General features: G+C 67.0%; 12 protein-coding genes and 1 tRNA gene. 7 read left to right on the top strand and 6 right to left on the bottom strand.

The annotated features are described in order from the left end of the window. Positions 1–7: 7 nt before the first annotated feature. Positions 8–86: transfer RNA gene (locus AC1DP9_RS01325), tRNA-Ile, on the top strand. A gap of 289 nt (positions 87–375) precedes the next feature. Here the strand turns inward: AC1DP9_RS01325 and AC1DP9_RS01330 are convergent. Continuing rightward, complete coding sequence (locus AC1DP9_RS01330; RefSeq protein ID WP_477106413.1) at positions 376–1932, bottom strand: methyl-accepting chemotaxis protein; 1557 nt, start codon at positions 1930–1932, stop codon at positions 376–378. 195 nt (positions 1933–2127) lie between these two features. Between AC1DP9_RS01330 and AC1DP9_RS01335 the strand changes: the two genes are divergently transcribed. Next, complete coding sequence (locus AC1DP9_RS01335; RefSeq protein WP_477106414.1) at positions 2128–2736, top strand: glutathione S-transferase; 609 nt, start codon at positions 2128–2130, stop codon at positions 2734–2736. 183 nt (positions 2737–2919) lie between these two features. On the opposite strand, the gene AC1DP9_RS01340 is transcribed toward AC1DP9_RS01335, so the two are convergent. Then, the gene (locus tag AC1DP9_RS01340) at positions 2920–3729 is read right to left on the bottom strand and encodes an IclR family transcriptional regulator domain-containing protein (protein WP_441590574.1); all 810 of its coding nucleotides are present in this window, start codon (positions 3727–3729) and stop codon (positions 2920–2922) included. A gap of 176 nt (positions 3730–3905) precedes the next feature. Here AC1DP9_RS01340 and AC1DP9_RS01345 point away from each other — a divergent pair, with 176 nt between their 5' ends. Both AC1DP9_RS01345 and AC1DP9_RS01350 read left to right on the top strand, forming a co-directional pair. Then, positions 3906–5549 (top strand): acyl CoA:acetate/3-ketoacid CoA transferase, encoded by a 1644-nt coding sequence (locus AC1DP9_RS01345; RefSeq protein WP_477106415.1) that lies wholly within the window; start codon positions 3906–3908, stop codon positions 5547–5549. A gap of 74 nt (positions 5550–5623) precedes the next feature. After that, positions 5624–6622 carry a Bug family tripartite tricarboxylate transporter substrate binding protein gene (locus AC1DP9_RS01350; RefSeq protein WP_092290332.1) on the top strand — a complete coding sequence of 333 codons (999 nt, stop codon included), beginning with the start codon at positions 5624–5626 and terminating at the stop codon, positions 6620–6622. Positions 6623–6789: 167 nt separating this feature from the next. On the opposite strand, the gene AC1DP9_RS01355 is transcribed toward AC1DP9_RS01350, so the two are convergent. After that, the gene (locus AC1DP9_RS01355; RefSeq protein WP_477106416.1) at positions 6790–8403 is read right to left on the bottom strand and encodes an alkaline phosphatase D family protein; all 1614 of its coding nucleotides are present in this window, start codon (positions 8401–8403) and stop codon (positions 6790–6792) included. Between the two features lie 260 nt (positions 8404–8663). Between AC1DP9_RS01355 and AC1DP9_RS01360 the strand changes: the two genes are divergently transcribed. Next, positions 8664–10178 carry a DEAD/DEAH box helicase gene (locus tag AC1DP9_RS01360; protein WP_092290328.1) on the top strand — a complete coding sequence of 505 codons (1515 nt, stop codon included), beginning with the start codon at positions 8664–8666 and terminating at the stop codon, positions 10176–10178. Positions 10179–10256: 78 nt separating this feature from the next. On the opposite strand, the gene gluQRS is transcribed toward AC1DP9_RS01360, so the two are convergent. Further along, positions 10257–11126: a tRNA glutamyl-Q(34) synthetase GluQRS gene (gene gluQRS / locus AC1DP9_RS01365; RefSeq protein ID WP_477106417.1), complete on the bottom strand. Its 870-nt coding sequence runs from the start codon at positions 11124–11126 to the stop codon at positions 10257–10259. An 11-nt stretch (positions 11127–11137) separates the two neighbouring features. Then, a complete protein-coding gene (locus AC1DP9_RS01370; RefSeq protein WP_144199677.1) occupies positions 11138–12064 on the bottom strand; it encodes a LysR family transcriptional regulator in 927 nt (308 codons plus the stop codon). Positions 12065–12219: 155 nt separating this feature from the next. On the opposite strand from AC1DP9_RS01370, the gene AC1DP9_RS01375 reads away from it, so the two are divergent. Further along, positions 12220–12918: a pirin family protein gene (locus AC1DP9_RS01375; protein ID WP_441644036.1), complete on the top strand. Its 699-nt coding sequence runs from the start codon at positions 12220–12222 to the stop codon at positions 12916–12918. Between the two features lie 192 nt (positions 12919–13110). Continuing rightward, a complete protein-coding gene (locus AC1DP9_RS01380; protein ID WP_092290320.1) occupies positions 13111–14091 on the top strand; it encodes a CobD/CbiB family protein in 981 nt (326 codons plus the stop codon). A 77-nt stretch (positions 14092–14168) separates the two neighbouring features. Here the strand turns inward: AC1DP9_RS01380 and AC1DP9_RS01385 are convergent, their stop codons facing one another. Then, positions 14169–14474 (bottom strand): putative signal transducing protein, encoded by a 306-nt coding sequence (locus AC1DP9_RS01385; protein WP_441590569.1) that lies wholly within the window; start codon positions 14472–14474, stop codon positions 14169–14171. Positions 14475–14477: the final 3 nt, after the last annotated feature.

Consider the following 14477-nt stretch of genomic DNA (forward strand, 5'->3'; position numbering starts at 1 on the left):
CCTCCAAGGGCCTCTAGCTCATGCCTGGTTAGAGCAGCGGACTCATAATCCGTTGGTGCCGTGTTCGACTCACGGGAGGCCCACCAACTTACGTGGTAGTAAAAAAGGGGTTACGGTTGATGCCGTAACCCCTTTTTTATTGCGGATGCAACCGACGGATAAACATACGGCGGAAACTCCTGCTCCCCGCAGCCAAAACTCACGGCTGGCGCCATGGCGGCGGCAATCAGGAGAAGCGTCTTCACATTGCTAAACGGCCTGGAAAGTGTCATCGCGCTCTGAGTGTGAATGGAAAAAACGCGGACGCTATCACGCCGCAAATGCGGCGCCTATCGCACATCTACGAAAGCGCGCCGCCGAGCCGCCAAACCACCCTTAACCCGCCACGGCCGGCAGCCGGAACGATGCCACCGTCGTGCGCAGCACCCCGGCCTGTTCCTCCAGCGCCTGCGCCGCCGAGGCGGCTTCTTCCACCAGTGCGGCGTTTTGCTGCGTGACCTGGTCCATCTGGGTCACGGCCAGACTGACTTGCTCGATGCCGGCGCTCTGTTCGGTCGATGCCGCGCTGATCTCGCCCATGATGTCCGTCACGCGGCGCACGGCCTGGACCACGTCGCTCATCGTCGCGCCGGCCTGGTCGACCTGGCGTGTGCCGGCTTCGACCTCGCTCACCGTTTCATTAATCAGCTGCACGATTTCCTTGGCGGCGGTAGCCGAGCGCTGCGCCAGCGCGCGCACCTCGCCCGCCACGACGGCGAAGCCGCGGCCCTGTTCACCGGCGCGCGCCGCTTCCACGGCGGCGTTGAGCGCCAGGATGTTGGTCTGGAAGGCGATGCCTTCGATCACTCCCGTAATATCGCCAATTTTGCGCGAGGCGAGCTGGATATCGCGCATGGTGTCCACCACCCGGCGTACGTCCTCGCCGCCGCGCGAGGCGGTGTCGGACGCCTGCGTGGCCAGCGCATTGGCCTGCCGCGCGTTGTCCGCGTTCTGCTTCACGATGGACGTCAGTTCTTCCATGCTGGCGGCGGTCTGCTCGAGCGCGCTCGCCTGTTCCTCGGTCCGTTGCGAGAGGTCGAGGTTGCCGGCGGCAATCTGCTGCGTGGCGCTGGCGATGGCATCGCTGCCGCCACGCATGGTCTGGATGGCGCTTACGAGGCCGCGCTGCATCTCCTGCAGGCCGCGCGTCAGGGCGCCCATCTCGTCCTCGCTGGTTACGCGGATGGTCTGGGTCAGGTTGCCCCGAGAAATTTCGCTGAAGTTCTCAAGCATGCGGCCCAGCGGCGCCGAGATCGCGCGTTGCAGGCCGACCGCACAACCCAGTGCGGCGATGATGCCCAGGCCGATGGCACCGGCCACCATCCATTGGAAGCGCTGCGCGCGGGCCGTGGCGTGCTCGTACATCGCCTTGGCCTGGTCGCTCTGGTTGCGCTCGAGGGCGTCCACGGCGGCGGTCAGTGCGACGAACAGCGGCGGAATCGTCACCATCACCGCCTTGTCGGCGCCGGCGGCGTCGTTGGCGCGCAGCGCGGCGATCAGCGGCTCCACGCCATCGCGCAGGAAGGTCGCCCGCTTGCCTTCCACCTCGGCGGTCAGGCGCTTTTCCTCTTCCGTTTTCGGAAGTGCCTGATATTTGCTCCACGCGGCCTCGGACTTCTGCCGATAGGTCAGCGCCTTCTCGATGGTGACCGGCACGTCGGCGGCATCCGGGTGGAACACGGCGCGATCCAGTGTGGTGCGGATCACGGCGGCGTTGAGCTGGGACTTGGCCACCAGCGCCGTGGAGGCCAGCTGGTTGGTGTAGATCTCGTGGATATCGGCGCGGGAATCGCGCATGCCCACCGCGCCGATGACGCCGATGACTGTGAGCAGGGTCCCAAGCAGGGCAAGCGCGGCGTTGAGACGTAGGCGGATGGAGAGCTTGTTGAACATGGCACGGCCAGGTTGATGACGATGACGCCTTTAACGGTCGCCAACCTGATCCGCTGAAGCCCCGATTGACAATGTCGACAAAGGTCGACAGGAATCCAGCAGCGCCCCACAAAACCGTTGGCATCCGTACGTGCCCAACGCATCATATGGGGATCGGAATTTCCCTATGACTGTCCTTCCACGGAGCGCAGAAACATGAGACTGATTGGTATGCTCGATTCCCCGTACGTGCGGCGCGCGGCCATCTCGCTGGCCTTGCTCGACGTGCCCTTCCGGCATGAATCGGTATCGGTGTTCAGCACCTTCGAGCAGTTCCGGGCGATCAATCCGGTGGTCAAGGCGCCTTCGCTGGTCTGCGACGACGGCACCGTGCTGATGGATTCCACGCTGATCATCGACTACGCGGAAGCGGTGGCACGGCACAGTCTCATGCCGTCTGAGTTGGGCGCGCGCCAGCGGGCGCTGCGCATCATCGGCCTGGCGCTGGCCGCGTGCGAAAAGGCCGTGCAGGATGTCTACGAGCACAACCTGCGCCCGGCCGAGAAGCAGCACCAGCCCTGGCTGGACCGCGTGGACGGGCAGCTCGCTCGCGCCTATGCGCTGCTGGAACAGGAAATTTCAACCTGCGCCGTGCCGGCCGATGCCAGCACGCTGACCCAGGCGGACGTGACCACCGCTGTGGTCTGGACCTTCACCCAGGCGCTGCTGCCGGGAAAGGTGACGCCGGCGCAACATCCGTTGCTCGCGGCATTCACCGCCGCCTTAGAGCAATTCGACGTTTTCCGCAATTGGCCACACGCCTGAAGGTGCGCCCGTTCGGAGGTGCGATACCCCACCAATTTCCCCACAAATGGGTGATGTCGGCGGAGGGACCTTCGCGCAAGATAGTCCCGGGGCAACAGGATCCTTGCCCCGCTACCACTTCAGCCCCGCGACCTCCCCGGCCTGCGGGGCTCTTTCATTCCGGGGCCCGGTTTCGGATGCTTCCTATCGGGCGCGCAGGATCGCCTCGATCTTCTCCGCCGCCGCGCGCAGTGGGGGCAAGTAGTGCGATTCCAGATAGGCCTGGTTGCGGCTGCCCAGCACCATGCTGAGCCCCAGGCCGGCCACGGTCTTGCCGGTCTGGTCGCGTAGCGGCACGGAGATCCCGGCGAAGCCATCGACCAGTTCACTGATCAGCGTGCAGAAGCCATCCGCTCGAACTTGTTCGAGCTTGCGCGCCAGCGCCGCCCGCGAGTCGATCGTGAACGGCGTCAGCTTGCGCAGTTCGGCGGATTCCAGATAGGTCACCAGCGCCGCGTCGTCCAGCCCCGCCAGCAGCACGCGGCCCAGCGAGTGGGCGTAGGCGGGCATGCGGCGGCCGATGGCCATATCCACGCGCAGCATCTGGCTCGGCTCCTCGCGCGCCACCAGCACCACCGAGTCGCGGTCGAACATGCCGATCGAGCAGCTTTCGCCCGCCTCGGCACAGAGCGCCTGCAAATAGGGCCGGGCCAGTTGCGGCAGGTTCATCGAGGCAAAGTAGGCATAGCCGAGGTCCATCACCTTGGGCGTCAGCGCAAAGTAACGGCCGTCCTGCGCCAGGTAGCCGTTGTGCTCGAGCGTCAGCAGCAGCCGGCGCGCGGCGGCGCGGGTCACGTCAAGTTGCTCGGCCACTTCCTGCATGGTCAGCCGTTCCACGCCGCTCGCGTACAGGCGCAGCAGCGCCAGCCCCTTGGTGAGCGAATCGAGCAGCTCGTCCTTTTTCGGGGCGTCGTGGGGAACGTCGTTGGCAGCGGTGGCGTCGGAGCGCGTCATGCGAGGGTCGGGAAGGGCCGATAAAGGGCCAGATGAAGGGGAAAGTCAGGGTTTGTCGGGATGCGGCGCACACTTGCGTCCGGGCGTCCGATCCGTATGATAGGCGTTTTGCGAACATTTGTTCGGGAATCGTGGGTCAGTAGAAACCACGACACAAGAAGAACCAGGAGACAGCAATGAAGGTGATCACCACCCGGCAGGCGGCCGAGCTTGTCCAGAGCGGCTGGACCGTGGCCAGCGCGGGCTTCGTGGGCGCTGGGCATGCCGAGGGCGTGACCGAGGCGCTGGAGTCGCGCTTCCTGCAGGACGGCCTGCCGCGAGACCTGACGCTGGTCTATTCGGCCGGCCAGGGCGACCGCGGCGCGCGCGGGGTGAATCACTTCGGCAATGCCGGCATGACCCGGACCATCGTCGGCGGCCACTGGCGCTCGGCCACGCGGCTGGCCACGCTTGCCATGAACGAGGACTGCGAGGGCTTCAACCTGCCGCAGGGCGTGCTGACCCACTTGTATCGGGCCATCGCCGGCGGCAAGCCGGGCGTGATGACGAAGGTCGGCCTCCATACCTTCGTCGATCCGCGCACCGCGCAGGATGCGCGCTACCACGGCGGCGCCATCAACCAGCGCGCGCACGACGTCATCGCGGCAGGCCGCGCCAACTGGGTCGAAGCGGTCGATTTCCGGGGCGACGAATACCTGTTCTATCCGAGCTTTCCGATTCATTGCGCGCTGATCCGCTGCACCGCCTCGGACACGCGCGGCAACCTGAGCACGCATCGCGAGGCGTTCCACCACGAGCTGCTGGCGATGGCGCAGGCCGCGCACAACTCGGGCGGCATCGTGATCGCGCAGGTGGAGTCGATCGTCGATTACCACGAGAACCTCCAGGCCATTCACGTGCCGGGCATCCTCGTCGATTACGTGGTGGTCAGCGAGGAGCCGGCGCACCATCAGATGACGTTCGCCGAGACCTATAACGCCGCCTATGTCACGCCGTGGCGCGGGGAGGCCGCTGCGGCGGCCGAAGCGGCCCGCGAGGCCGAGGCGCTGCCGGCCACCGCCGCGCCGCTCGACGCCCGCACCATCGTCCAGCGCCGCGCCGCGATGGAGATCGCGCGCCGCCAGCCGCGCGTGGTCAACCTCGGCGTGGGCATGCCCGCCGCCGTGGGCGCGCTCGCGCACCAGGCCGGGCTCGGCGGCTTCACGCTGACCGTGGAGGCGGGCCCCATCGGCGGCACGCCGGCGGATGGCCTGAGCTTCGGCGCCTCCGCCTACCCCGAGGCCGTGGTGGACCAGCCAGCCCAGTTCGATTTCTACGAGGGCGGCGGCATCGACCTGGCCATCCTCGGCCTGGCCGAACTCGACGGCCACGGCAACGTCAACGTGAGCAAGTTTGGCGAAGGCGAGGGCGCGCTGATCGCGGGCGTGGGCGGCTTTATCAACATCACCCAGAGCGCCCGCGCGCTGGTCTTCATGGGCACGCTGACGGCGGGCGGACTCGAGATCCGCGTCGAGGACGACCAGCTGCGCATCGTGCGCGAAGGCCGCGTCAAGAAGATCGTGCCCGAGGTGTCTCACCTGAGCTTCAACGGCCCGTACGTGGCCTCGCTCGGCGTGCCGGTGCTGTACGTGACCGAGCGCGCGGTGTTCGAGATGCGCGCCGACGCAAATGGCGAAGCGCGCCTGACGCTGGTGGAGATCGCCCCGGGCATGGACCTGCAGCGCGATGTGCTCGACCAGTGCGCCACCCCCGTGGCCGTGGCCGATGACCTGCGCCAGATGGACCCGCGCCTGTTCCGCCCGGGCGTGATGACGCTCTGAATCTCGCGCGGTATCTATTAGTTAGTCAGTCGAAGAAGCAAGCCGGCCACGACCGGCCCATTGGAGGAAACACCGTGCATTACCAACGTCGTCGTTTTACGATTTCCGCGCTCGCGCTGTCCGTCGCCGCCACGCTGCCGCTGCTCGCCGCGCCCGCGCTGGCCCAGCAGGGCTACCCGGACAAGCCGATCCGCCTGATCGTGCCGTTCCCGGCCGGCGGCCCGACCGACACCGCCGCGCGCATCATCGGCCAGAAGATGGGCGAGAGCCTGAAACAGACCGTGGTGATCGACAACCGCCCGGGCGCCTCGGGCACCATCGGCGCCGAGGCCGTGGCCAAGGCCGCGCCTGATGGCTACACGCTGCTGATGCTGGCCACGCCGACGCTGCTGGCCCCGCACCTGATCCCGCGCAAGAGCTACGACCTGTTCAAGGACCTCACGCCGGTGGGCGCGGCCTATGAGCTGCCGATCGTAATGGTGGTCAATCCGCAGTCGATGCCCGATGTGACCGACCTGCAGCAGTACATCGCCAAGGTCAAGGCCAAGCCCGGCGAGTTCAACTACACCAGCGCCGGTAATGGCAGCTTCGGCCATCTGTCGACGGAACTGCTGAAGAACCTCGGCCATTTCGACGTCCAGCACGTGCCGTACAAGGGCAGCGCGCCGGCGATTTCCGACCTGCTGGCCGGCCAGGTGCCGATGATGTTCGCGGACATGATCGCGGCGCTGCCGCACATCAAGGCCGGCAAGCTGCGGCCGATCGCGGTGGGCTCGGCCAAGCGCGTCAGCTTCACGCCCGATGTGAAGACGGTGGCGGAGCAGGGCTTCCCGGGCTTCGATGCGTCGTCGTGGGGCGGGCTGCTGGTGCCGGCCGGCACGCCGAAGGAGATCGTCGCCAAGCTCTCCGCTGAACTGAAGGCTGCGCTGGCCGATCCGACCGTCCAGCAGAAGATGCTGGGCGCCGGCACGGTGGCGTCCTACATGCCGCCCGATCAGCTCGCCACGCGCATGCGCAACGACTATGCGAAATGGGGCAAGGTGATCAAGGACAACAATATCAAGAGCGACTGAGGCTGGCCGTCGATTCAGACGGCCGTTTGGCGGTTCCTCGCCTATACCGGAGCGGAGCGGGGCGGGGGATGGGGCGGACCTTTGCCGATCAACATGTCGAACTTCGTTGATATTCCGGCCCTATCCTCCAACCCCTCTCCCTCCGGGAGCGGGGCGCCGCCAGTTGTTCAGCCCTGTGCCTGCAAGGTCTGCGCGTACTGCGACACGCCGTTCAGGTCGCGCAGATCCACGGTCAGCGCGCGCGAGGCCGGATCGATATTGATCTCGCCGAAAAACTGGAAACCGGCCAGCGGCGACAGGTTCTGCGCGGTCGGCGCCTTCTGAAACACCACGCGCGGCCCGAAGGTGTTGTCGAGCGGATTGGGACCGAAGCTGCCCGCGTTGAGCGGCCCCGCCACGAATTCCCAGAACGGATCGAAATCCTGGTAGACGGCCCGCTCGGGCGCGTAGTGGTGCGCGGCGCAGTAGTGCACGTCGGCGGTGATCCACACCACGTTCTTCAGGCCGGCCTGGCGCATCCGCGTCAGCAGCCGCGCGGTTTCCAGTTCGCGGCCCAGCGCCGGGCCGTCGCCATTGGCGATGGCCTCCCAGCGCGCGCGGCCCTGTGCATCCTTGCCATCGGGCACGCCGAGGCCGATCGGCATATCTGCTGCAATCACCTTCCACGTGGCGCGCGATGCCACCAGTTCCGCCATCAGCCATTCCAGCTGCGCGTTGCCGAGGAAAGGCGTGTCCTTGCCTTCCACGGTTTCGCGGTTGTAGCCGTTCGGGCCCCGGAAGCTGCGCATGTCGAGCACAAACACATCGAGCAGGGGGCCCTGGGCGATGCGGCGATGCACGCGCTCGTCCAGCCCCTGGCGGTGCCAGCGCATCGGCGCGTTCTCGAGGAAGGCACGCTGGCCGCGCGCCACCAGCACGCTGACGTCCTTCTCGGTGTAGCGCGCATCGCCGGACAGATCCTTCGACGCGGACCAGTTGTTGGTCACCTCGTGGTCATCCCACTGCCAGATCTGCGGCACCTGCCGGGCGAAGCGGCGCACGTTCTCGTCGAGCATGTTGTAGCGATGGCGGCCCCGGAATTCCTTCAGGGTCTCGGCCACCTTGCTGACTTCCTCGGTCACGACGTTCTTCCAGATCCGGCCGCCCTCGGCCTTCTGCTCGGCCTGGATGGGGCTGTCGGCGTAGATCGTGTCGCCGCTGTGAATAAAGAAGTCAGGGTTGCGCTGGCGCATGGCGTCGTAGATGCGCATGCCGCCCAGTTCCGGATTGATGCCCCAGCCCTGGCCGACCGTATCGCCGGACCAGACGAAGCGCACGGGGCGGTCGGCGGCCAGCGAGGGGGTGCGGAAGCTGCCGTCCAGCCACGGACCCAGTCCGCGCCGCTCGCCCGGGGTCTCGAACGCCACGCGCACGAAATACGGCTGGCCCGGCGCCAGGCCGGTCAGCAGCGTGCGGGCGGTGAGGTCGGTCTCGGCGCTGGCCAGCGGCCCGGAGAGGCGGGCGGCGTTGCGGAACGACGGGTCGGTGCTGTATTCGACGACCATCCGCGCCGGGCGGTCGGCGCGGGCCCAGACCACGAGGCCGTCATCCGAGGGATCGCCCAGCTGAATGCCTGCCGGCGCACTGGGCCGGGCCGAGGACACCACGGCCGGCGCGGCGATCAATGTGCTGCTCAGTGCACTCAAGCTGACACCCAGACCCAGAAAGCGGCTCGATGTGCGCAGGAAGCGCCGACGGGCCAGATCGGTCGGGTAGGGCGCAAGTTGTGGCGTATTCGGCATGAATGGGTCTGGAATCGGGGTCAGGTGGGCCGCTGTCGGCACATCGTCGGGCCAGTATCGTCGCCGCGCCATGTGACACGGCGTTGACATGACATCTGGCGATACTCACGATGCACCGGGCACTGATGGTAGAATCCAAGTCTTTGATTTTCTGGGCAATTGCCGATCGTGACCCAACGCCCCGCGTTGGCGCAGCCCGGTATGCCTTTCTCGAGACGCGTGTCAGTTGGCGCGGGCCTCGCCCGCCAGACACCGAAACCATGACGATGACGACCACCCCAGACCAGACCCCAGCCGCAGAGCAAACGTTCGAAAGCTTCGGGCTGGATTCGCGCATCCTGCGCGCCTTGACCGAACAGGGCTACACCACGCCGACGCCGATCCAGGCGCAGGCCATTCCGGTGGTCCTCCTCGGCAAGGACGTGATGGGCGCCGCGCAGACCGGCACCGGCAAGACGGCAGGCTTCGCGCTGCCGATCATCCAGAGCCTGCTGCCGATGTCGAACGCGAGTGCCTCGCCCGCGCGCCACCCGGTGCGTGCGCTGATGCTGACGCCGACGCGCGAACTGGCCGATCAGGTCTACGACAACGTGGCGCGCTACGCCAAGCATACCGACCTGCGCAGCACCGTGGTGTTCGGCGGCGTAGACATGAACCCGCAGACCGATGCGCTGCGCCGTGGCGTGGAAATCCTCGTCGCCACGCCGGGCCGCCTGCTGGACCACGTGCAGCAGAAGTCGGTGAACCTGTCGCAGGTGCAGATGCTGGTGCTGGACGAAGCCGACCGCATGCTCGACATGGGCTTCCTGCCGGACCTGCAGCGCATCATCAACCTGCTGCCGGCCCAACGCCAGACGCTGCTGTTCTCGGCCACGTTCTCGCCGGAAATCAAGCGGCTGGCCTCGAGCTACCTGAAGCAGCCGGTGACCATCGAAGTGGCGCGCAGCAACTCGACCAACGAGAACGTGCGCCAGATGGTCTACCGCGTGGAAGACGGCCACAAGCAGGCCGCCGTGGTGCACCTGCTCAAGCAGCGCGCGTCGGAAACCGATTCGCGCCAGTGCATCGTGTTCGTCAACAGCAAGATCGGCTGCTCGCGCCTGGCGCGTCACCTGGAGCGCGAGGGCATCAACGCCGCCGCCATCCACGGCGACAAGACCCAGACCGAACGCATGCAGACGCTGGAAGGCTTCAAGACCGGCACGATCGACGCCCTGGTGGCTACCGACGTGGCCGCCCGTGGCCTGGACATCCCGGCCATGCCGTGCGTGATCAACTTCGACCTGCCGTACAGCGCGGAAGACTATGTGCACCGCATCGGCCGTACGGGCCGGGCTGGCGCCAGCGGCGATGCGCTCTCGATCTACGTGCAGGGCGGCGATGACCGCCTGCTGGCCGATATCGAGAAACTGATCAAGCGCAGCATTCCGCGCGGCGAGCTGAATGGCTTCGACCCGACCGGCGAGCGTGCGCGCACAGAGGAAACGGACCGTCGTCGCCAGCGTGCCGATGTGCGCCGCACCCGTGACAACGGCGGTGAAGCGGCGGCGGAGGCGGAAGCCGTGCCGGGCCGTCGTCGCCGCACCGAAAGCGGTGGCCGTCAGGCGTTCCGTCCGTCGGACGATCCGTTCTTCTCGCGCCCGTACGAGCCGTCGAACCATCACGCCAACGCGCAGCCGGCCGACGAGCAACTGGCTGCCGCGCTGAGCCGTGGCCGCCCGGCGCCGAAGCGTCCCGTGGCCGCGCTGCTGGGCGGCGCGCCGCGCAAGTCGTAACAGACTGCCCGGGCAACAAAAAATGGCACCTTCGGGTGCCATTTTTGTTTGGTGCGCGAGGTTCGGAAGAGCGCCCGGTCAGCGCTGCATCACCGCCCACTGCCCGGTGGCCGCCGCCAGCCAGCCCGGCACGCTAGTCTCGCCATTGGCGATGCCGAGATGCGTCCCGGCCATGCGCAGCGCTTCCAGCGGCGCGGCCGTGTCGATGGCCTGCGCGCCGCTCTGCTTACTGAGTTTCTCGCCATCGGCATTCACCACCACGGGCACGTGCAGGTAGGACGGCGTGGGCAGGCCCAGCAGATGTTGCAGATGGATCTGGCGCGGCGTGGAGTCGAGCAGATCGGACCCGCGCACGATATGGGTGATGCCTTGCGCGGCGTCGTCGACCACCACGGCGAGCTGGTAGGCCCACAGGCCGTCCGCGCGGCGTAGGACGAAATCGCCGAGTTCCGTTTCCAGGTCCTGGCACTGGCGACCCTGCCAGCGGTCATCGAAGCAGACGGTCGCGGCCGGGCCGTCCGGCACGCGCACCCGCCACGCGCGTGGCAGCTTGCCGTGCAGGCCGTTGCGGCAGGTGCCGGGGTAGCCGAGCGTCTGGTGGCGCTCGCGCACATGGATCAGCGAGTCGGCGATCTCCTTGCGCGAGCAGCCGCAGGGGTAGAGCTGGCCGCTGGCGTCGAGGCGGCGCAGCGCGTCGCCGTACAGCGACTCGCGGCGGCTCTGCCATTCGGGCGCCTCGTCGGCGTGCAGCCCGAGGCGTTCCAGGGTCTGCAGGATGTCGAAATCGGCGCCCTTCACGCAGCGCGGATAGTCGATGTCCTCGATGCGGACCAGCCAGTCGCCACCATGGGCGCGGGCGTCGAGCCAGCTGGCCAGCGCCGTGACCAGCGAGCCCAGGTGCAACGGGCCGGTGGGCGAGGGCGCAAAGCGCCCGCGATAGCGGGGCATCGGCAACTCCCTCAGGCCGGCTGGCTGGCTAGCGGCTGCTGCATCAGCGCCTGCGCAAGGCGGGGGTCTTCGAGCTTGCTGGTCCACCATTGCAGCGCCTTGCCGCGCGAGCTGGTGCGCCACGCCACCTTGAAATTGCCGGGCGCGCGCACTTCCACGGTCTCACGGGCCAGCAGCACGCCGCTTTCGATATGGGGCGCGGCCATCGGGGCCGGCAGCCAGCCGCAGCCGAGGCCACGGATCTGCGCCTCGAGCTTGTCACGCATGGTCGGCACCACCAGGACATCCTGCCCGGCCAGCACGCCGTGCGTACGCGCCGGCAGGTTGCGCGAGGTATCGCCCACGGCCACGATGCGGTGCTTGGCGATCTGCATCGTCGTCAGCGGTCCTTCCTCGGTGGCCAGCGGATGGTGCGAGGCCACCGCGAACACGAACGGCACCGACCCGAGCGGCCGCACCTGGAAGCCCTGCGTGCTGGGCGCCTCGTAGGCCCCGCCGATGACCAGATCGACCCGGTTGCTGACCAGCGCATCCCAGGCGCCGCCTAGCACTTCCTTCGAAAAGCGCAGCCGCGTGGCGGTGTTCTCGGCATAGAAATCCTGGATCACCGGCAGCAGCGCGCGAAAGTTGACGAGGTCGTCCAGGGCGATGCTGAGGTTGGCCTCCCAGCCCGTGGCGAGGCGCTTGACGCGCCGCGCGAGGTCGTCGGCCGCGTGGAGCAGGTGGCGGCCTTCGTCCAGCAGGGCGCGGCCGGCCGGGGTCAGTTCGGCGCGGTGACGGCGGCGGTCGAACAGCAGGACGTCCAGATCCTCCTCCAGCTTGCGGACCACATAGGTCAGCGCCGAGGGCACCTTGCCCATTTCGTGGGCGGCGGCGGCAAAGCTGCCCTTGCGCTCGATGGCGTCCAGGACTTCGAGGGATTCGAGGGAGAGTGGCATGTTCAGAAAATCTGAATGAATTCTTCTAACTGGGTGCCCGCCAATATACGCCGACTCCCCTAAACTGCCTAGCATCGAAACGCCGCTGACCCAAGCCAGTCCGATTGTGACAGGCAATTTTGGGAACCTCGGAGGCCACAAGGAGGGCCATCAAAATGATTGAAATCCGTAAGTCAGACGAACGCGGTTATGCGGACCATGGCTGGCTCAAGTCGTATCACAGCTTCTCCTTCGCAGATTACTACGACCCACGCCATGTTCAGTTCGGGCCGCTGCGTGTGATCAATGAGGATCGCGTGGCGCCGGGCATGGGCTTTGGCACGCACGGCCACCGGGACATGGAAATCATCAGTTATGTGCTCGATGGCGAACTTGCGCACAAGGACAGCATCGGCAATGGCAGCGTTATCCGCCCGGGCGATGTGCAGCGAATGAGCGCCGGTACCGGCGTGCGGCACTCGGAATACAACCACGCCGCGCACGACACCACGCACTTCCTGCAGATCTGGGTGATTCCTGCCGAGAACGGCATTGAGCCGGGCTACGAGGAGCGCAATTTCCCGGTCGAGGAAAAGCGCGGCAAGCTGCGCCTCGTCGTCAGCCCGGATGGTGCTGAGGGCTCGGTGGTGATCCATCAGGACGCGCGGCTCTACGCCGGGTTGTTCGATGGGGACGAGGCCGCCACGCTGGCCATCGCCCCGGGCCGCCGTGCCTATGTGCACGTGGCGCGTGGTGCGATCACGGTGAATGGGCAGGCGCTCGGGGCCGGCGATGCTGCGAAGCTCGAAGCGGTCGAGGCCATCACCCTGACCCAGGGCAGCGAGGCCGAAGTGCTGGTCTTCGACCTGCCCTGAACGCGACGTTAGGCTGTCGTCGTCCGCCCGCCGGTGCCCCCGGCGGGCTTTTTCATGGATGCGTTTAACACCTGCTTACAGGTCTTTCCCATTGACGGTGCGGCGTGACGCTATGCTATCGTCTGGCTATACCGCAATGCGACCGGACCGGCACTTCGCCGTCGCGCCAACGTCCGTCGCCACCGTCACGCGATGACCTTTGTTTCCATTCTTCTGGCGCTGATCGCCGAACAGTTCCGAGCCTTGGGCCGGAATAACCCTATTTACGACATCGTGCGCGTACTGGGGGAGCGGGCCGAACACGCCTTCGACACGGGCCGCCCGCGCGACGCCGCGCTGGCATGGCTGACCGCGGTGCTGCCGCTCACGCTGGCTGCCGTGCTGGTCCACTACCTGCTGGCGTCGATCAGCGTGGCGCTGACCTTGGCCTGGAACGTCCTGCTGCTCTATCTGACCCTCGGCTTCCGCCAGTTCAGCCACTTCTTCACCGATATCCACGAGGCGCTGAATCGCGACGACCCGCATACCGCGCGCACGCTGCTGCATGAGTGGACCGGGCTGGACACGGTCGACATGCCGGTCAGCGAGATCGTGCGTCACACGCTTGAGGCGGCCATCATCGCCGTCCATCGCCATGTATTTGGGGTGTTTTTCTGGTTTCTGGTGCCGATTGGCCCGGGCGGTGTCGTGCTGTACCGCACCGCCGAGTTCCTCAGCCGGCAGTGGAACCAGCCGTCGAACGAGCGCAGCCCGGCGCTGGGGCGTTTTGCCTCGCAGGCGTTCTATGTGCTGGACTGGGTACCTTCGCGGCTGACGGCGATCGGGTTTGCCATCGTCGGCAATTTCGAGGATGCCGTGTACGCGTGGCGCAACCACGCGCGCAAGTGGAATGATGCGATCAACGGCATCCTGCTCGCCAGCGGCGGCGGGGCGCTCGGCGTGCGGCTTGGCGCGCCGCTGGCCGAGGACGACTCCAGCGTGATGCTGCGCACGAGTCTGGCCGGTGTGGACTACGCGCCGGGCATGGAAGACACCGCCGAGCCGGTGCCGCCCGAGTACGGCGCCGACCCCGGCGTGCGCACGCTGCAATCGGCGGTGGGGCTGGTCTGGCGCGCGGTCATCCTGTGGATGCTGTTGCTGGCGATGGTGTCGCTAGCGCTCTGGGTGGGCTGACCGCAGGCCTTCGACCAAGATCCACCAAGAAAAAACGCCACGATCGTGGCGTTTTTTTATTCCCTTGGTTTTCCCGATTACTCTCGATGCGCCCCGCAGCGCCAGCACGACGCAAACTGCGCCTCGTGCCATTCCGCGCAGCCCGTGCATTGCCAGCGTGGCCCCGGCGGCGGGTTGGCGGCGGCGTTGAGCACGGCCCAGGCGTCGGCTTCTGCCGCATCGTCGAGAATCCAGACCTGCGGCGCGCTCTCCTGGAACGGGATGTCCCCGGCCGCACCGCCCAGCCACGTGTTGCGGACCTCGGCGCGAATGCCCGCCGCCCGCAGCACGTTTTCGCAGTGCGCGGCATGAACCAGCGATGTGGACCGCAATAGCAGCTTCATCGG

It is taken from the genome of Cupriavidus sp. 01L43, from assembly GCF_056399925.1.